Here is an 18,361-nt window from a genome sequence, read left to right on the forward strand (position 1 = left end):
GGGGCATCGCGATCCATCCCGGTTCATGTTCGTCGGCACCGTTCTGGCGGCATCAAGAACCAAATGCCCGAGCCGATCTTGCTGAGATCACCTCACTGAATTGTCTCAGGGCCTCGACCCGCCGAGGACGGCAGGGTTGTGCGATGAGACGCTCTCCAGCAAGAGCTTGGCGAACTACGCTCGGCGCCCTGCCGCGCCCTCGGAAGCCCTATGAAGAGCCAGGTGGTCCGCAAAGATTTCGGCGGGCGGGGAGCGTACGCGTACGACAGCCGGCGTCGCCGTGACCCGCGAGCAGCTTCACGTCGTCGAGTGCGGTGTCAGCCGGCTCAAGCGTCACTCGACATGACAGGCTCGCCGTCCGTTATCAGGCCACACTTCGTGTCACCGCTCCGGAGTGCCAGGACGGCCTGGACACGGTGTGGTCGGGCCGACATGATGAGCGGCGACCGCGATTCGGGAAGTGCGCATGCCGCGTCGGCCTCCTGCCGCCGTTCGGGCCACCCTTCGACGTCATCACCGGCGACGGCCGCAGGCTCCCTGGCACGCGCGCGGCGTCAGGGTTCGGGTGCTCGATGTGTGTGGCCTGTCCGCCTCGACGATGCGGCAGCTACGCGCGCTCGATCGCCTCCACGGGTGGCCGGACAACTGGACCGCCTCCGCCGTCGTGACCTGGTGCCGGCCGCCGCGTAAGCACCGCGACTACGGTTCCTCCCGCACCCAGGTCCCGTGGCACGGTGACCACGACTGGCGAGCCAACTCGGATGATCCGCGCCTCGTCATCGAGATCGCTCTCGGCCGGGTTTCCAGGAAGGCTCGCCGGGAGCTGCGTCGACTGGTCACTCCGGCCGACGAGAGGTTGCGGGCGTTACGGCTGAACAACCCTTTCGCCCCTTCGTACCTTCCGTGGTGGTTACGGACGTTCGACTACTGAATTCCGATGGACGTTCGACAGCGGCGCAACCGGGCGTACGGATTCGGTTGGGAAGCTCGGCGACGCGGTGTGGTGGGAGCGGGCCTCGTTGATCTCGGCCTCGTGGCGTACCGCCCAGTCGGCCAGGGTCGACAGGGGTTCCAGCAGGGTCCGGCCGAGGGGGGTGAGGCTGTACTCGACGCTGGGGGGCACGGTCGGGTGCACCTCGCGCAGCACCAGGCCGTCGGTTTCCAGGGCGCGCAGGGTGCGGGTCAGCATGCGCTGGCTGATGCCCTCGATCGCGCGGTGCAGCTCGTTGTACCGGTGGGGACGGCGGCCGAGCAGGACCAGCAGCAGCATGCTCCACTTGTCGCCCAGGCGCCGGAACAGGTCCCCGACCGGGCACGCTTCGAGCTCGTCGATCGGCACCGGACGAGGTAACCCGTGGGCCAGTACCGAGGGAACACCCGTGTGCGTACCGGACATGAAACTGCCTTCTTTCCGTCTCCGACGCGGCGGCCCGACGATTGGAGCAGCCGATCGCAAGCCTATGGAGGACACGATGCCGGGCCAACGACGGAAAACCGTGGTCATAAGTGGGGGGACCGACGGCATGGGGCGCGCGACCGCCCTGGAACGGCTGGCGAGGGGCGACCACGTCACCGTGATCGGCAGCAGCGAGGCCAAGGGGCGCGCGCTGCTCGACCATGCCGCGAACCCGAACCTGCGGTTCCTGCGCGCGGACCTGTCCTCGGTCGCCGAGGTCGAGCGGGTCGTCGCCGACATCGCCGGGCGCCACGACGCCGTCGACGCGCTGGCCCTGTTCGCCAACCGGGTGAGCCCGAGGCGCAGGGAGACCGTGGACGGGCTGGAGCACACGTTCGCCCTGTACTACCTGAGCCGCTATCTGCTCGGTTCCCGTCTGCGGGCGCTGCTGAACGCCGCCCCCGCTCCGGTCGTCGTCAACGTCGCCGGGGTCGGCACCACCGCGGGCCGGATCTTCTGGGAGGACCCCCAGCTGACCCGCGGGTACGGCCAGGTGCGTGCCCAGCTCCAGGCCGGACGGGCGAACGACCTGCTCGGCGTCGCCTTCGCCGGCCAGGCCGGGAACAGGGCCCGCTACGTCCTCTATCACCCCGGCTTCACCCGCAGCGGGGCCGGCAACCACCGGAATCCGCTGGTACGCGGGACGATCAAGCTGCTCGCGGCCCTCTTCGCGCGGCCGGTGGCCGACGCGGTCCGGCCGATCGTCGGGTGGATCGATCACCCGCCGACGGACCCGCTCTCCGCGATCGACCGGGGCAGGACGGTCGACAGGTCCCTGAGGACGCTCGACCCCGACGACGCCGTGCGCCTGGTCGCGTACACCGAGGACCGGCTTCGCCGTCTCCACGACCTCCGGACGCCGGAGGCACCTCAGGCCGGGTGACGCGATCACACGATGTGCGAGACGCGACCGTCCGCCGGAACGGCACGCGTCACCGGGACCACGCCGCCCGTGGTGACTGCTTCCCGGTCACGATTCCGGTCGCGGTCCTGGTCGTGACCCGGCGCCGTCCGGGGGCGGACGTGGATCGGTGGGATTCATGTGTTGTCCTCCTCCCGCAGGTGGAGCCGTACGAAATCGTCGGGTCAAGGGCGCCCGCGGCGTCACCGCGCGATCGGTTCCGCCACTCCGGGATTCCGGGGATTCCGGGGATTCCGGGGATTCCGGGGATTCCGGGGACTCCGGGGACTCCGGGGACTCCGGGAACTTTGGAGCCGACGTGACGAAGGACCCCGGGCGAATGCCCGGGGTCCTTCGTGTCGTGCTGTCAGGGGGTCATGTCGTGAGCGCTCGTGCCCGTGACCCGCGTGTTGTGCCCGCGGCGCCTCGTGACTTCTCAGGCGCCCTCTACTTGTTGACGTGCTTGTACAGGTAGACGGCCGTCTTCTTGAGCTGGGCGGACGTGCCGCCGGCGGTGCGGTACCGTTCGGCGACGCCGATGGCCTTGGTCAGCGTGGTGGCGCCGTGGACCTTGGTGGAGCCGTTGTGGACGCCGTGGGCGTAATTGAGCCAGGCGGCCAGCAGCTCGCGGTCGAGCAGGGCCTTGGCGGTCCTGCTCCTGGGGACGAGGACCTTGTACGCCCTGCCGAGGGAGCCGGCGTCGGTCACCTCGGGGAAGACCTTGCTGCCGTTCTGCGCGAGCGACAGGTAGCAGACGAGGGTCCTGTCGGACAGCGTCCCCTTCCCGCGGAGCATCTCGGTCGCCCACCGCTTGGCGTTCAGCGGCTTGGTGCCCTTGCCCCGCCTGCACGTGTCCGGGATCGGCAGGGGGTCGGCGACCGTGCCGAGGTCGCTGGGGGCGGTTGTCCGGCTCGGTGTCGGCGTCGGCGTCGGCGTGGCCGTGGGGGTCGGGGTCGAGGTCGCGGTCGGGGTGACGGCCGGCGTGGGGGTCGCGGTCGGCAGGGGCGGCAGGGCGGCGACGAGGTCGATTCGCTTGGTGGTCACCGTGGCGTCGCCGCTGCGGTAGGTGATGCTCTTGCCGGTGGTCTGCAGCTTCTCGACGAGCTTCTCGCCGGGCAGGTCCGGGTAGGCCTGCCGGAGCAGCGCCAGGGCCCCCGCGACGTGGGGGACGGCCATGGAGGTGCCGCTCAGGACGCCGAAGGTGCCGCCGGGCATGGCGGAGTCGATGGCCACGCCGGGTGCGAAGAGGTCGATCAGGGGGCCGCGGTTGCTGAAGGGCGCGGGAGTGTCGTGGTCGTCGGTCGCGCCGACGGTGACCGCCGCGGCGATGCAGCCGGGCCGGACGACGGCGTTCTCGAACCCGTTGTTGCCCGAGGAGATGACGGTGGTCACGCCGAAGTCCTTGAGCCAGAGGATCTCCGATTCGAGGGGGGCGCCGGCGCAGTGGACCTGGTATCCCGGACCGCCGCCGATGCTCATGTTGACCGCGACGACGTTCAGCGGCGCGTGCACCTCGTCGACGTACTGCAGCGCGCGCTTCTGGTCGGAGGTGAAGCTGAGGATGCAGGGGGCGGGGGTGTCCTGATCCGCGCAGATGGTGCCGTTGAACCGGCTGGACACCTGGATCGGCAGGATGCCCGCTCCCGGCGCGACGCCGCTGGAGGGCGCGGTCCCGGCCTTCTTGCCGGCCGCGATACCCGCGACGTGCGTGCCGTGGTAGCACTTGACCACGCCGTTCACGACGCACTGCGCGGTCTCGGCGTCGGCCGCGCCCGTGCCGGTCTGGGACGGCTGGCCGTTGGGGCACACCACGGTGGCCTGGTAGTACGGGTCGGGATCGGAGCTGGAGAAGCAGGCCTCGCCCACGATCCGCCCGGCGAAGAACGGGTGGTCCCGGTCGATGCCGGTGTCGAGGATCGCGATGGTGGAGCCCTTGCCGGTCCAGCCCGCCTGGTTGGCCCTGTCCGAACCGATCAGCTTGGTGCTGACGTCGAGCGTCGGCTTGCTCACCTCGTCCTCGTAGACGGCCTTCACCCGGCTGTCGGTCCTGAGCTCGGCGAGGGTCGGCTTGTCGACGGTGGCGACGATGAAACCGTCGGAACCGATCTTGCTGATGACCCTGGTCCTGCTCGAGGCCGCCTCGACGGTCCTGGCCACGTTCGCGAGGTTCTGGCCGCGCTCGATCTCGATGATCGCGCGTACCTTCTCGCCCTTCTGCACCTCGGCCGTGAGGCTCCTGGCCACAGCGGGGTCGTCGGCGGTTGCCTGGGCTGGTGACCCGACGGCCAGCGTGGCCGTCGTGACGATGGCGAGCACCGAGGCGCTCGCCAGCAGAGACCGTAGTCTCACTGATCCTCCGGGGGAGCGAGCCGTCCTGAGCTGGACGGGCTGAGGGATGGGAAGCTGTCGGCGGGCGGAGGGGGTGGACCGTGGAAGGCCCGGCTACTCGTCACTCCTGTCGCCGAAATCCTGAAATGTCCTCATGTTTGGTGAATGCGAAGGCCAAGAGTAGTGGGTGATCGTCAAGGTTCGCGGGAACGAGGTAGTACCGTTATCCGATTTTTCGGACATCCGGAACCGGATGCGGGCCTGTTCCGCGATCCGGCGGCGCGGGGCCACCCCGATGCGGGGCACCTCGCACGGCGGTGCGTCGTTCCCGGCTGTACGGCGGTGCGTCGTTCCCGGTTCGGGACGTACTTCGGGCCGTCGCGCCCGGTCACCCGCCGTGGACAGCGGGCGTCACCAGCTGTGGGCAGGAGCCGTTACCTGCTGCGGACAGGAGGCCGGGCCGCGTGGCAGATCGCTCGTACGGGTGAGGACTCCGTCGAGAGGGCTGGCGATACTTGGGCATCATGCCCTTCCCGCCGTTCCACCACCGACTGCGAGGACTCCCTTCGTTCCCGTCGCTCCGTCCTCGGTTGCGAGGACTCCCTCCGTCAGCCGTCGACATCGCCCTGACGGTCGTCGCTCTCGCGGGGCAGTCCGCGCCGTTCCTGTTCTCGCAGCCGGCGCCGGGGGCGCCGCCCTGGACGGTGGCGCAGTATCTGCCGGTGCTCGGGGCGTCGCTTCCACTGTTCTGGCGCCGGCGTGCCCCCGTGACGTGCCTGGTCGTCGTCGCCCTGTCGATGGGGGTGTACTCCCTCTTCGACCCGGTTCAGCCGTCGCAGCCCATCTGGTACGGCTCCCTGATCGCCATGTACACGGTCGCCGAGAAGAGCCCACCCCGGCGGCGCTTCGGCGCGGTCGCCTTCCTCTTCCTGGGGTTCCTGATCCAGACGGGGCCCGTCGCCGCGTCGCGCGGCATCGTGATGTGGGCGGGGGCGTACGCCGTGGGCCGGGCCGCCGCGATGCGTCAGGCCTACGCCGTCTCGCTGGAGATACGGGCGGAACAGCTCGAACGCCAGCGGGTCCTTGAGGCCGAGCGCGCGGAGGAGCGGGAACGAGCCCGGATCGCCCGCGACATGCATGACATCCTGGCGCACGCGGTCAGCCTGATGGTCGTCCAGGCCGAGGCGGGGCCGGTGGTCGTACGCGGTGACCCCGATCGCGCGGAGAAGGCGTTCGACGCGATCGCCTCCGCGGGCCGGGACGCGATGTCACAGCTCAGGCGGATGCTCGGGATCCTCAAGGACTCGGAGGCCTCCCCGGATCCCCAGCCGACCCTGGCGCGTGTCCCCGAACTGGTCGCCGTGGTGAGCTCCACCGGACCGCCGACGACCCTCACGGTCAGCGGGAGCCCCCTGCCCGTCCACCCCGATCTCGACGTGGCGGCCTACCGCATCGTCCAGGAGTCGCTGACCAATATCGTCAAACACGCCCGTGCCACCTCGGCCATGGTGGCGATCGACTGGGAGAACGACACACTCGCGATCACCGTGACCGACGACGGGCTCGGATCCGGCCGGCGACACGGGGCGACCGGACAGGGCGAGGGCAACGGGCTGATCGGCATCCGGGAGCGCGCCGCCGCCTACGGGGGTTCGGCCTCCTTCGGGCGGGGGGTGGGCGGCAGGGGTTTCCGGGTGTCGGTACGGCTCCCGCTGGCCGAGGCCGTGAGAGCCGGATGAACGACCCGACGAACACCTCGATGAGTGACCGGACGAGTGAGGAGTGCTCGATGGGCGGGCAGGGCGGTGCGACCGGTGGCGGGCCGACGCGGGTGAGCGGGCCGGTCCAGGTGGGCGGGGCGGCCCAGGTGGACAGGCCGGTAGGGGACGGGCCGGTCCAAGGGGAGGGATCGATCCGGGTGGTGGTCGCCGACGACCAGGAGCTGGTCCGTGGCGGCTTCGCGATGATCCTCGACGCCCAGCCGGACATCCAGGTGGTCGCCGAGGCGGATGACGGGCACGCCGCCGTCGCGGCCGTACGGGAGCACCGGCCCGACGTCCTCCTCCTCGACATCCGCATGCCGCGCATGAACGGCATCGAGGCGGCGGCCGTGGTGTGCGCGGAGACGTCGTGCCGGGTGCTCATGCTCACCACGTTCGACCAGGACGACTACGTCTACGACGCCCTGCACGCGGGGGCGAGCGGCTTCCTGCTGAAGGACGTGCGCCGCGCCGACCTCGTGCGCGCCGTACAGGTGGTCGCCGCGGGGGAATCGCTGCTCGCGCCTTCGGTCACCCGGCGCCTGATCGGCGACATGGTGCGCAAGGGGCCACGGCGGCGACCCGTGCCCACCGGCCTGGACGTGCTCACCGCCCGAGAGAGGGAGACCCTGGAACTGCTCGGCCGCGGGCTCTCCAACGCGGAGATCGCCGCGCGTCTCGTCGTCAGCGAGCACACCGTGAAGACCCACGTGAGCAACGTGCTGTCCAAGCTCGGCCTGCGCGACCGCGTCCAGGCCGTGATCCGTTCCTACGAGTCCGGTCTCATCCTCCCCGGCGAGTAGCTCCCTCGCGGGAGGGAGGCGGAAGACCGCTCACGCAGGCGATCTTTCCGGCGGGTTCGCTCCGAAACGATGGGATCACCTGCGGAGAGTCCCCAGTCCTCGCCAGTCCCCGCAGTCCCCGCAGTCCCCGCCAGTCCTCGCGAAGGAGCACGCCATGTTCAGACCGGTCGCCACGCTCGCCCTGACCACCGCCCTCACGAGCACCGCGCTCACGGGCACCGCCTCCCTCATGAGCACCGCGCTCACGGGCACCGCCTCCCTCACGGGCACCGCGCTCACGGGCACCGCGCTCACGGGCACCGCCTCCCCCGTGTCGGCGGCTTCCGCGGCGGCGACGGGGACCCCCGCCCCGACGTGTTCCGCGGCCACCCGCCCGGCGAGCGCGTCGTCGCTTCCCGCGCTGGACGCCGGGGCGCTCTGCCGGTCCATCTCCGGCCTCCCGAACGCCCAGGCGACCGGCTCCCTGGTCCAGGTGCGGGGCGCGGCGGGCACCTGGACGGGCAGGTCGGGCGTGGGCGACCTGCGGACCGGACGCCCGGTGCCCGGCAACGCCAGGATCCGGATCGGCAGCATCACCAAGGTGTTCACCGCCACCGTGATCCTCCAGCTCGTCGCCGAGGGGAAGATCGACCTGGAGGGCACCGTCCAGCACTATCTTCCCGGCCTGCTGCCCGCCACCTACGACGCGGTCACGGTCGGCGAGCTGCTCAACCACACCAGCGGCCTGCCCAGCCCGACCCTCCCGGACGACGACCGGTGGATCCTCGACCACCGCTACGACAGGTGGACCCCGCAACGGTGGATGGACGGCGTCGCCGCGAACCCGATGGAGTTCACGCCCGGCACCAGGCAGCACTATCTCAACACCAACTACATCGTCCTGGGGATGCTCATCGAGAAGGTCACCGGCACGTCGTACGGGAACGTCGTGCGCGAGCGCGTCATCCGCCCGCTCGGCCTCAGGCACACCACCCTGCCGGGCGACGACGTCCGGATCCGCGGCCCGCACGCCAGGGGCTACCTGGCCGTCACCGGCGACGACGGGAAGACCCGGCTGGTGGACGTCACGGAGATGAGCCAGACCATGAGCTGGGCCGCCGGTGAGATCATCTCCACCGCGGACGACCTGGACCGCTTCACGGTCGCCCTCTTCCGCGGCAGGCTCCTCAAGCCCGCCCAGCTGGAGAAGATGTTCACCGTCCCGGACGGGGTGAATCTCTTCGATGGAGACGACAATCCCGCCAACGACCAGCCCGCCGCCTACACCATGGGCATGTCGGCCATGAAACTTCCCGGCGGGGTGACCCTGTACGGCAAGACCGGCAGCCGTTACGGCTACAGCACCGGCATGTTCGCCACCCGTGACCTGAGGCGCCGGATCGTCGTCACGGCGAACTCCACGACCAAGGGGGACTCGGCTCTGATCCAGCGCGTCGGGCTGACCGCCTTCGCTCCCACCGCGGTGGAGTGATCGCGGAGGCGCCGGTCCCGAGCACCATGTCGCCGTCCTCCCGCTTCAACGGCGTTGCCGCGTGCAGGAACGTACGAAAAGGCCCGCGGCGGCGACGAGCAAAAAGACCAGCACGATGTCCAGGGGATTCACCATGCCCGCCCCCCTGCCCCGCGGTCGCGGAGCTATCCGTTCCACCGGCGGTTATTTGCTCGCGGCGAGAGAGAGCCGTCCGGATCGGGCGGACGAGGGGCGGTGGCCGACCGGCCGGGTCCTTCGAGTGAACCTTCCGGAAACCACCCGGACAGACGATCATGAGCTGAGTCGGCTGACCGTTTACCGGTAGGGCGGGTGAACCGTGATGAGCTATGTGATCTTGGGCTGTCGACTGGTGTTGCTGGGGATATTCCTCACGTCGCTGGTCGGCAAGGTGCGCAGTCGCCAGGCGTTCCGGGAGTTCGTCACGGCGACCGCGACCCTGCTGGCCGTCGCCCCCGGCCCGGCGCGCCGGTTCGCCGCGCTCGCGGTGGCGGCGGAGGCGGCGATCGTGGTGCTGATCGGTGTGCCGGCCACCGTGCCCGCCGGGTTCGCCCTGTCGGCCGTCACGCTCGGCGGTTTCGGTTACGCGCTCGTCCGTGCCCTGCGGCAGGAGAGGGCCGCCCCCTGCCGCTGCTTCGGTCCGTCGGCGACGCCCGTGGGCAGGCGTCACGTGATCCGCAACCTGGTGCTGATCGTCGCGGCGGCGACGGCGCTGGGGGCGACGGCCGGTGGCGTGCCGCAAGCCGTCGAGATCCCGGGCGCCGTGATCACCGGAGTGGCGGCGCTGGTCTGCGTGGTGCTCATCGTGCGCCTGGACGACATCGCGGAGCTGTTCCGCCCCACGGTCGCCGGACGCTGACCCGCGGCCGGTCCTGCTCGTTTCCGGTCTCGTCTGCTCAAGCGGTCCTGCTCGTTTCCGGTCTCGTCTGCTCAAGCGGTCCTGCCCGCTTCCGGTCTCGCCTGTTCGGGAGCACCACCGGGCGTCGTCCGTACCGCGAGAAGGTCACACGAGGCCGCGGCGGCTGGCCTGGGCGCCCGCCTGGAATCGGGTCTCCGCGTTCAGCTCGTCCAGCAGGTGGCGCAGGCGGCGGCGGAGGCTGCGCGGGCTGGTGCCGAGCTGGCGGGCGATGGCGTCGTCCTTGAGCCCGGCCGAGAGCAGCGTCAGGAGCCGGCGGTCCTCCTCGTCGAGTTCCGATCCTCCCTGCTCCTCGTCCCGGCAGGGTTCGCGGGCCGGCTTCGGCTCGCCGTCGCGGGGCGCGGGCTGCGGGTACATCGGAAGCGCCTCCTGCCACATGCGCTCGAACAGCTCCACCAGGGCCACCACCATGGTGGTCCCCCTGATCAGCACGCCGCGCGTCAGCGGCAGGTCCATGTGCAGCGGCACGACCGCCTGCCGCCGGTCGACGATCGCCATCTTGAACGGCAGCTCGGGCAGGACCCGCGCCTCCTCGCCCGCCTTGACCAGGTTGCCCACCTCGTCGAGCGCCCCCGCGTGGTCGAACGCCTCGGGCACGTAGATGGTCCGGTAGCGGACGCCCTTGCGGAGCAGGCCGGGCTGCACCGGGTTGTGGTAGTCCAGCACGTACGGGGGCCGGTCGAAGGTCAGCACCTCCTCCTTGGCCTCCTGCTGCAGCCGGACGTACGACCTGGCCTGGTCCTCGGGTCCCGCCAGGACCTCGAACTGGCCGCCCTCCTCCAGGTCCTGGCCGACGGTGCGGAAGGTCTCCTCCAGCTGGTCGGCCGTGTCGGTGAGCCGGTCCAGGTTGCTCTGCATGCCGCGTACCAGCGAGCGGATGGCGGTTCCCGGGTTCGTCGCCGTCCAGCGGGGAGACCGTCCCCACAGGCGGCTGATCAGGCCCTTGGCGCGGAGCCTGGTCAGCGACGCCTGGATGCGCCCGGAGCTCTCCCCGCTTCTCATGACGAGCTCCTGCACCGTGATGCCGGGGCAGGCCAGCACCTCACGGTAGATCCGCTCGTCGAACGCGCTGATCCCCACGACCGCCAGTGCCGGACCGTCATCAAGCATGCCTACGAGCTTGGCCAATTCCGGCAGTTGCCGCAATAGGCCACACGAACCACCTTGTCACCAAAATTCGCATACCGTTAGAAATCGGGATGTGCTTCAGAGAACCGTCCTTATCGGCAGTGTGGTAACGGCCCTGGTAGCGGCCGCCACGCCGGCCCAGGCGACCCCCACCCCCGCTCCCACCCCCCAGGCCTCGGCCTCCACCCCACAGGCCGGGCAGGCCGCCGCGAAGGCCGGACCGCCCAAGACGATCACTCTCATCACCGGGGACAAGGTCACCCTCCGCTCGCTCCCCGACAAGCAGACCCAGCTCGACGTCAAGCCGGGCCCGGGCAGGGAGAAGATCAACTTCATCCACCGCCGGGCCGGGGAAGGGCTCAGCATCGTCCCCGTGGACGCGATGCCCCTGCTGGCCGCGGGCAGGCTGGACCCCCGGCTGTTCGAGGTCACCCGGCTCGCCGAGCTCGGCTACGACGACGCCGCCAGCCCGGCGCTCCCGCTGATCGTGACGTACCCCGGCCAGACCGACGTCGCCACGCTGCGCGTCGCGGGCGGGCGCCCGCTGCCCGCGGTCAACGGCATCGCCCAGAGCGAGCCCCGCGCCGCCGCCGGAACGCTCTGGAAGTCCCTGAAGGCGTCCGGGCAGGCCAGGACGGCGACCGGGCCCGAGAAGATCTGGCTGGACGGCAAGGCCGAGATCTCCCTCGACGTCAGCGTCCCGCACATCGGCGCGCCCAAGGCCTGGGAGGCCGGCCACACCGGCAAGGACGTCACCGTCGCGGTGCTCGACAGCGGCTACGACCCCGACCACCCCGACCTGAAGGGGCTGGTCACCAAGACCCAGAACTTCACCGTCGAACCCGACGTCCGCGACCTCAACGGCCACGGCACCCACGTCGCCTCCACGATCGCCGGGTCCGGCGCGGCCTCCGGCGGCAAGTACAAGGGTGTCGCCCCCGGCGCGAAGCTGCTGATCGGCAAGGTCTGCGAGCAGAGCGGGTACTGCCCGGACTCGGGCATCATCGAGGCCATGACCTGGGCCGCGGAGAGCGGCGCCCGCATCGCCAACCTCAGCCTCGGCAGCCCCGACGCCCCCGGGATCGACCCGCTGGAGCAGGCCGTCAACACGCTCTCGGAGCGGTACGGCACGCTGTTCGTCATCGCGTCCGGCAACGAGGGCCCCCAGGCGCTCGGCTCGCCGAGCAGCGCGGACCGCGCGCTGTCGGTCGGCGCCTCCTACCGCGACGCCGACACGGTCGTCCAGTTCAGCAGCACCGGCCCGCGCCCCGGCGACGCCGCGGTCAAGCCCGACCTGATCGCGCCCGGCGTGGGCATCGTCGCGGCCAGGGCCGGGGGCACCTCGGCGGACGACTCGTACACGGAGATGAGCGGCACGTCCATGGCCACCCCGCACGTGGCGGGAGCGGCGGCGATCGTCGCGGGTCTGCACCCCGACTGGAAGGCCGACCGGATCAAGGCGGCGCTGATGGCCTCCACCGCGCCCGGCGAGGAGCTCGGCGCCTACGTCCAGGGCTCCGGCCGCGTGGACGTCGCCCGCGCCGTCGGCCAGCAGGTCACGGCCGAGCCCGCCTCGCTGAGCCTGGGCGAGGTCGAGCTGCCCGCCTCCGGGCCCGAGAAGAGCACGCTCACCTACCGCAACGACGGCGACGCCGCCGTACGGCTGGACCTGAGCGTGAAGGCCAGGGACGGCCAGGGTGAGACGGTGACGCCGTTCAAGCTCGGCGCCACCACGGTGGAGGTCCCCGCCAACGGCACCGCGCAGGTCGAGGTGACCGCCGAGCCGGGCGCGGTCGGCATGTACAGCGGCACGGTCATCGCCGCCAACGCCGAGGTCTCCGTGCGTACCGGCATCGGCATGCGGGTCGAGCCGGAGAAGCGCGGGCTCAAGCTGGCCTTCGACGGCTCGGACGGGAAGCCCGCCCAGAACGCCTTCGCCGGGGTGATCGACCTCGAAACCAAGAAGCAGGTCAACTACGACATCTCCGGCGGCACGCTGGACCTCAGGCTGCAGAAGGGACACCGCTACACGGTCGTCGCCCTCATGCTCGACCACGACGGCACCCTGGTGATGTCCGCGGAGCCGGAGTTCACCCTCGACGCCGACCGTACCGTCACCGCCGACGCCCGCAAGGCCAAGCCGGTGGACGTACGCACCGAGGAGCCGACCGCGAGACTCGCCATCGGCATGCTCGGCATGCTCCAGCTCGCCGACGGCGTCCAGACCATGGGCGTGGACGTCGAGCTGGCGGACAGGTGGGGCGCGGACCGCATCGAGGGCATCAAGGCCATCCCCACGACCCGCACGGCGAGCAAGAAGTTCGCCTACTACCGCTGGACGCAGTGGGCCAAGCCGAACGGTGACGGCACCTATGACAACAGCCCGTACTTCTACCACCTGATGAAGGCCGAGCCGCGCATCCCCGCCGACCCCGGCTACCGCCCGCGCGGCCGTGACCTGGCCAAGGTCACCTCCACGTACGCCACCCAGCAGGACGCCAAGTTCGGCGAGCACTTCGCCCTGCCCGTGCTGTACGGGACGGAGCTGGCCTGGATGCCGTACGGCGACGTGTCCCACTTCCCGCTCCCGTTCCAGCGGACCGAGTACTACACGCCCGGCGACACCGGCTGGTACCCGTCCTTCATCCAGTACAAGGCACTGGACGTCGTGGAGAACATCGACCAGTTCTTCTTCGGCGAGACCACGGTCTACCGTGCCGGTCAGAAGACCTCCGACCGCTGGAACGGCGGCGTCTTCGCGGCCGGGCTCATGCCCGGCGGGGACTACTCCAGGCGCGAGGACAACATGCTCCAGTTCGCCACCGGGCTGTTCGAGGACAGCGTGACCGAACGCCGCTCCTTCGGCGAGTACGTCAACCCGCAGGCCAAGCTCTACCGCGACGGCAAGGAGATCTACAGCGACACCATTCTGCCCGGCGTCGTCGACGTGCCCGCCGACAAGAAGGAGAGCGAGTACCGGCTCGTCGTCTCCGCCGACCGCGACCCGGCCATGACCAGGTTCTCCACGCGGGTCGGCGCCGAGTGGCGGTTCAGGTCGAAGACCCCCGAGCAGGGCAAGATGCCCGCGCTTCCGCTGATGGTCGTCAGGATGAGCCCTGAGCTGGACGACCGCAACCGCGCGGGCACCGGCCATATGCGCATCCCGCTGCGGGTCCAGCGCCAGGAGGGTTCACCCGACCTGAGGGTGAACAAGATCTCCGCGGAGATCTCCTACGACGACGGCCGCACCTGGTGGCCCACGCTGGTGATCCCGACCGGCAAGGGCACCTGGTCCGCCGAGACCTGGCACCCGGTCAGCACGCGCGGGAAGTTCGCCTCCCTGCGTGTCAAGGTCGCCGACACCGGCGGCAACACCTTCACCGAGACCGTGACCAGGGCGTACGGGATCAAGTGAGTCAGGGAGACCCCGCCGCGCCTCCCGGGTGCGGCGGGGTCTCCGCTTTTCGGCCGGTGTCCCGGTGATGTCCCGGTGATGTGTCTCTGCGGTGTACGCGTGGCCGATGTCACGCGTACACCGCTTTCTCGGGCGTCCTACGGTGTGGCGAGTGCCTCCGTCGGGGCGAGCCGGGAGGCGCGGACGGCGGGGTAGAGGCCGGCGAGGGCGCCGACGACCAGGGTCGTCACGACGCCGCCGACCGTCGCCCACGCGGGAAGCACCACCGGCCAGCCCTGGTAGAGCGCGTATCCGGCGGTGACACCGGTACCGAGGAGGACCCCGCCCGCCCCGCCCAGCGCCGAGAGCAGCAGCGACTCCGCGAGGAACTGCGTGCGGACCTGCCCGCGCGTCGCACCGAGCGAGCGGCGCAGGCCGATCTCCGGGCGCCGTTCCAGCACCGAGATGACCATGGTGTTGGCCACCCCGACGCCGCCGACGAGCAGCGCGACCGCGCCGACCCCGAGGAGGAGCCCGGTGAACGCCTGGCTGGTGGCCTGCTTGGCGGCGAGGGCGTCGGACGGGCGCGAGACCTCGACCTCGTTGGGCGCCCGCGGGTTCGCCGTACCGGCCAGGACCGAGCGGACGGACTCCAGCCGCGACTCGTCCGAGCGGGTGTAGAGGGTCGTGGGGTGCCCGTCGAAGCCGAGCGCCGTCTCCGCGATCGGCCAGCCGACCAGCGCCGCGTCGTCCAGCTCGGTGGCGAGCGGCACCGGGGCGAGGATGCCGACGACGGTGAACCGCGTGCCGCCGACGACCACCTGGGCGTCGGGTGCCGCCGCGCCCACCCCGAGCCGCTCCGCCGCCCGCGACCCGAGCACCACGGCCGGGTAGCGTTCGGTGGCCCCGTTGAGCCAGGTGCCGTCGCGCACCGTCGCGCCCACCGTGGACAGGAGGTCGAGGCGGGCCGCGTGGGTGGCGATCCCCCCGGTCTGCGCCTCGGGGATCTCCTCGGACCGGTAGACCTTCGCGTCACCGACGCGCCCGGCCGCGGACACGGACTCCACGGGGCCGATCCGCTCGATCATCGCCTCCGCGTCCACCGGCATCCTGGCCGTCTCGCCCAGCAGCGTCCGGCCGGACGAGACGGTGAGCAGGTTCGTGCCCAGCGCCGAGAGCGTACGGTCGAGTTCGGCGCCCGACGAGGAGGAGATGCCGACCACGCCGACCATCGCGGCGATGCCGATGGCCACGCCGAGCGCGGACAGGAACGCCCGCAGCGGGCGGGTACGCAGGCCGACCGCGCCGACCCGCATCACGTCGCGGGGCCGCATCCTGGCCGGGACCAGTCTCGGCGGGTCCGCCCGATCGATCACGGCCATCACGCCACCCCGGATCCGGCGCGCGGTGACGCTCCGGCCGCCGAGGTCGCCGAGGTCGCAGAGGTCGAGGGATTCGCGGAGTCGGAGACGATCCGGCCGTCGCGCATCCGCACCTGACGGGGCAGGCTCGCGGCGATCTCCCGGTCGTGCGTGATGATCATGACGGTGGTGCCCGAGGCGTTCAGGTCGCGCAGCAGCTCCATCACCCCGGCCCCGGAGACGGAGTCCAGGGCGCCGGTCGGCTCGTCGGCGAGGAGCAGCGGGGGATTCCCGGCCACGGCCCGGGCGATGGCGACGCGCTGCCGCTCGCCACCGGACAGCTCGTGCGGCTCGTGGTCGAGGCGGTGACCGAGCCCGACCCGTTCCAGCGAGGCCGAGGCCCGGCGCCGCCGGTCGGACAGGCCGAGGCCGGTGTAGAGGAGACCGTCGGCCACGTTGTCCAGCGCCGGGACCCCGGCGGCGAGGTGGAAGTGCTGGAAGACGAAGCCGATCCGCGTCGCCCGCAACGCGGAGAGCCCGCCGTCCGACAACTTCGAGACGTCGTACCCGTCGATGCGCACGGTTCCCGAGGAGGGGCGGTCGAGCGTGCCCACGACGTTGAGCATCGTCGACTTGCCCGAGCCGGAGGGACCCGCGACGGCGACGAGCTCGCCGCGCCCGATCTCCAGGGAGACCGCGGCCAGCGCGGTGACCCCGCCGGGATAGACCCTGGTCACGTCCGACAACGAGATCATTTCGGCATCCCCACCGTCATGCCCTCGGCGAGGCCGTCCCCGGAGATCTCGACCCGTCCGCCGGAGAACAGGCCCGTCCGCACCGCGAGATAGCGGGACCCGGTGCCCTCGACGACCTCGACGCCGAACCCGCCCTCCCTCAGCGCCACGAGCGCGGAGACCGGCACGGTCAGCACGTCCTCGCGCCTGGACGCCGTGAAGGTCACGTCCACCGCGGCCTGGTCGAGACCGGACGCCGCCTTCTGGCGGCGGAGCGAGACGAGCGCCTCAAGCCTCGTCTCCGGGTCCGCGTCCGGGCCCTCCCCGGGCTCGATGACCGTGGCGACCTCGGTGACCTCGCCGGCCACGCTCTTGCCGTCCGGCATGGTGACCGACACCTCGGCCCCCTTCCTCGCCATCCGCCGGTCCTCCGCCCCCAGCTGTACGGTGATCACCTTGGTGGTCCCGGTGTAGGTCAGCACCTTCTGGCCGGGGGCGACGGGCTGGCCCGCCTCGGCCTCCAGGCTGTCCACGCGGACCTTGCCGGGGGCGAAGACGACCCGGCCGAGCTCGACGACGCCGGTCTCCTCCAGGCCCCGGTCGTCCTGCCACCGCGCGACCGCCGAGGCGGTGGCACCGGTGTACTCGTCGTCCACGGTGAAGCCGGTGTATCCCAGCTTGCGGAGGTTGCGCTCCAGGCGTGCGACGTCCGGCCCCTCGGTGCCGATCCGCAGGTCGCGGTAGGCCGGTGTCGAGCCGTACATCAGCACCACCGGCCTGTCGTCCACCCGGTAGAGCGGCTTGCCGCGGGTGATCCGGGCGCCGCTGTCCGGGAGCCAGGTGATCGTGCCGGGCCGACGGCTCACCGCGGTGGTGGCCGGGCCGTAGCCGAGCTCGCCGTCGGCGTCCCGCGTGTCGGTGAGCGTCTGCCGCTTCACCGTGGTGGTGGCCGGGGGCAGGGCACCCGCCGTCCTGTCCGTTCCGGCGCCGCTCGGACCGGCCATGCCGACCATGCCGCTCATGGCCGCGGCGGCCGTTCCGAGGACGACGACGGCGACGACCAGTCCGGCGATCCTCCCGGCACGGCCGGGGCCGCGGCGTCGCCGCGCGCGGGGAGGGGACGCGTCCATGTCCGTCCCGTCGTCGAGGGTGGCCGTTCCCATCAGAAGCCCTCCTGACGGTCCGGCCGAGGGCGGGCGCCCCTCGGCAGGAGCCTGCCCAGGTGAACGCGCCTCGAGGAGAGCGTGGTCGTGTTCATCAGGAGTCTCCGCGGAGGGTGAGCGCGTCCCAGGGGGAGCGCCGCCGTGTCCATGAGCCTTCCCGGAGGGTGAGCGCGTCCCAGGGGGAGCGTCGCCGTGTCCATGAGCCTTCCCGGAGGGTGAGCGCGTCCGGAGGAGAACGTGGTCGTGACCATCAGGAGCCTCCCAGGCTCGCTTCGGGCAGGAACTTCTTCGCGCACTTCTCCTGCGCCGCCTGGAAGTCCGGGTCCTCGCCGACGGCTCCGGTCACGCGCAGCGCGCCGCCATCGGGGTCGGGGAAGTCCTCCACGCCGCCGTCCCGCATGCACTGCGCGAACTTGCGCATCGACTCCGTCCTTCGCGGGTCCAGCCCTTCCGGACCGGAACCGCCCATCGGGGAGAACTCCTTGCAGGCCGCCGTGGCCCTGTCCACCGTCTCCTTGCCGACGCTCTTGTCGATCCGGATGGTGACGCCCTTGCCGGGTTCGGGATCCGCCATGTCGACGCCGTTCTCCCGCATGCACTGGGCGAACTTGAGCCCCTTCTCGTGCTGGCTCAGGCTCGGCGCGGCGCTGCTCACGGCGGGCTTTCCGCCGCCGCTGCCGTCACCCGCGGACGCCACCTCCCCGCCGCCGCCGGTCGTACCGCACCCTGCCAGGACCAGGGCGAGCGCCAGCGCGCCGAGAACTCTCATGCTCTTCTCCCTCTTCCGCCGGCCGGTTCTCCGCCGGCCGTTCGAGAGGCGATGCAACAGGGGAGCGCGTTTCGGTCGCGTTTCCGCCGGTGCTAACGGCGAGCAAACACGGCGTACGTCACCATCACCTCGTCTGTGTACGAAGCCGCACGTGAGGCC

The 18,361-nt window shown here is 71.2% G+C and carries 14 protein-coding genes; 7 read left to right on the forward strand and 7 right to left on the reverse strand.

The window, feature by feature from the left end:
• Positions 1–565: 565 nt before the first annotated feature.
• Complete coding sequence (locus tag ACFYWM_RS19570; protein ID WP_389916548.1) at positions 566–931, forward strand: hypothetical protein; 366 nt, start codon at positions 566–568, stop codon at positions 929–931.
• On the opposite strand, the gene ACFYWM_RS19575 is transcribed toward ACFYWM_RS19570, so the two are convergent.
• Positions 911–1,339 carry a winged helix-turn-helix transcriptional regulator gene (locus ACFYWM_RS19575; protein ID WP_389916550.1) on the reverse strand — a complete coding sequence of 143 codons (429 nt, stop codon included), beginning with the start codon at positions 1,337–1,339 and terminating at the stop codon, positions 911–913. The two genes, ACFYWM_RS19570 and ACFYWM_RS19575, sit on opposite strands and share 21 nt — an antisense overlap.
• Positions 1,340–1,472: 133 nt before the next feature.
• Between ACFYWM_RS19575 and ACFYWM_RS19580 the strand changes: the two genes are divergently transcribed.
• A complete protein-coding gene (locus tag ACFYWM_RS19580; protein WP_389916552.1) occupies positions 1,473–2,339 on the forward strand; it encodes an SDR family NAD(P)-dependent oxidoreductase in 867 nt (288 codons plus the stop codon).
• Between the two features lie 465 nt (positions 2,340–2,804).
• On the opposite strand, the gene ACFYWM_RS19585 is transcribed toward ACFYWM_RS19580, so the two are convergent.
• Positions 2,805–4,706, reverse strand: a complete 1,902-nt coding sequence (locus ACFYWM_RS19585; RefSeq protein WP_389916554.1) for a S8 family serine peptidase — start codon at positions 4,704–4,706, stop codon at positions 2,805–2,807.
• Between the two features lie 569 nt (positions 4,707–5,275).
• On the opposite strand from ACFYWM_RS19585, the gene ACFYWM_RS19590 reads away from it, so the two are divergent.
• The 4 genes from ACFYWM_RS19590 to ACFYWM_RS19605 all read left to right on the forward strand — a co-directional run bounded on the left by ACFYWM_RS19590 (position 5,276) and on the right by ACFYWM_RS19605 (position 9,596).
• Positions 5,276–6,424, forward strand: a complete 1,149-nt coding sequence (locus ACFYWM_RS19590; protein WP_389916556.1) for a sensor histidine kinase — start codon at positions 5,276–5,278, stop codon at positions 6,422–6,424.
• The gene (locus ACFYWM_RS19595; protein WP_389916558.1) at positions 6,421–7,248 is read left to right on the forward strand and encodes a response regulator; all 828 of its coding nucleotides are present in this window, start codon (positions 6,421–6,423) and stop codon (positions 7,246–7,248) included. The genes ACFYWM_RS19590 and ACFYWM_RS19595 overlap by 4 nt, the downstream gene beginning before the upstream one ends.
• Before the next feature lie 154 nt (positions 7,249–7,402).
• Positions 7,403–8,719 (forward strand): serine hydrolase domain-containing protein, encoded by a 1,317-nt coding sequence (locus ACFYWM_RS19600; RefSeq protein ID WP_389916560.1) that lies wholly within the window; start codon positions 7,403–7,405, stop codon positions 8,717–8,719.
• A 340-nt stretch (positions 8,720–9,059) separates the two neighbouring features.
• Positions 9,060–9,596 (forward strand): MauE/DoxX family redox-associated membrane protein, encoded by a 537-nt coding sequence (locus tag ACFYWM_RS19605; RefSeq protein ID WP_389916562.1) that lies wholly within the window; start codon positions 9,060–9,062, stop codon positions 9,594–9,596.
• 144 nt (positions 9,597–9,740) lie between these two features.
• Here ACFYWM_RS19605 and ACFYWM_RS19610 read toward each other — a convergent pair whose 3' ends face one another.
• A complete protein-coding gene (locus ACFYWM_RS19610) occupies positions 9,741–10,763 on the reverse strand; it encodes a TrmB family transcriptional regulator (protein ID WP_389916564.1) in 1,023 nt (340 codons plus the stop codon).
• Positions 10,764–10,884: 121 nt separating this feature from the next.
• Between ACFYWM_RS19610 and ACFYWM_RS19615 the strand changes: the two genes are divergently transcribed.
• Positions 10,885–14,196, forward strand: coding sequence for a S8 family serine peptidase (locus ACFYWM_RS19615; RefSeq protein WP_389916566.1), 3,312 nt, complete (start codon positions 10,885–10,887; stop codon positions 14,194–14,196).
• Positions 14,197–14,333: 137 nt separating this feature from the next.
• Here the strand turns inward: ACFYWM_RS19615 and ACFYWM_RS19620 are convergent, their stop codons facing one another.
• The 4 genes from ACFYWM_RS19620 to ACFYWM_RS19635 all read right to left on the reverse strand — a co-directional run bounded on the left by ACFYWM_RS19620 (position 14,334) and on the right by ACFYWM_RS19635 (position 18,202).
• Positions 14,334–15,557 (reverse strand): ABC transporter permease, encoded by a 1,224-nt coding sequence (locus ACFYWM_RS19620; protein WP_389916568.1) that lies wholly within the window; start codon positions 15,555–15,557, stop codon positions 14,334–14,336.
• Positions 15,557–16,291: an ABC transporter ATP-binding protein gene (locus ACFYWM_RS19625; RefSeq protein ID WP_389916570.1), complete on the reverse strand. Its 735-nt coding sequence runs from the start codon at positions 16,289–16,291 to the stop codon at positions 15,557–15,559. Before ACFYWM_RS19625 ends, ACFYWM_RS19620 begins: the two co-directional genes overlap by 1 nt.
• Complete coding sequence (locus tag ACFYWM_RS19630; protein WP_389916572.1) at positions 16,288–17,433, reverse strand: efflux RND transporter periplasmic adaptor subunit; 1,146 nt, start codon at positions 17,431–17,433, stop codon at positions 16,288–16,290. Before ACFYWM_RS19630 ends, ACFYWM_RS19625 begins: the two co-directional genes overlap by 4 nt.
• 250 nt (positions 17,434–17,683) lie before the next feature.
• Positions 17,684–18,202 (reverse strand): hypothetical protein, encoded by a 519-nt coding sequence (locus ACFYWM_RS19635; protein WP_389916574.1) that lies wholly within the window; start codon positions 18,200–18,202, stop codon positions 17,684–17,686.
• Between the last annotated feature and the right edge of the window lie 159 nt (positions 18,203–18,361).

Origin of the sequence: Streptosporangium sp. NPDC002721 (genome assembly GCF_042888905.1) — a bacterium.
GTDB lineage: Bacteria > Actinomycetota > Actinomycetes > Streptosporangiales > Streptosporangiaceae > Streptosporangium.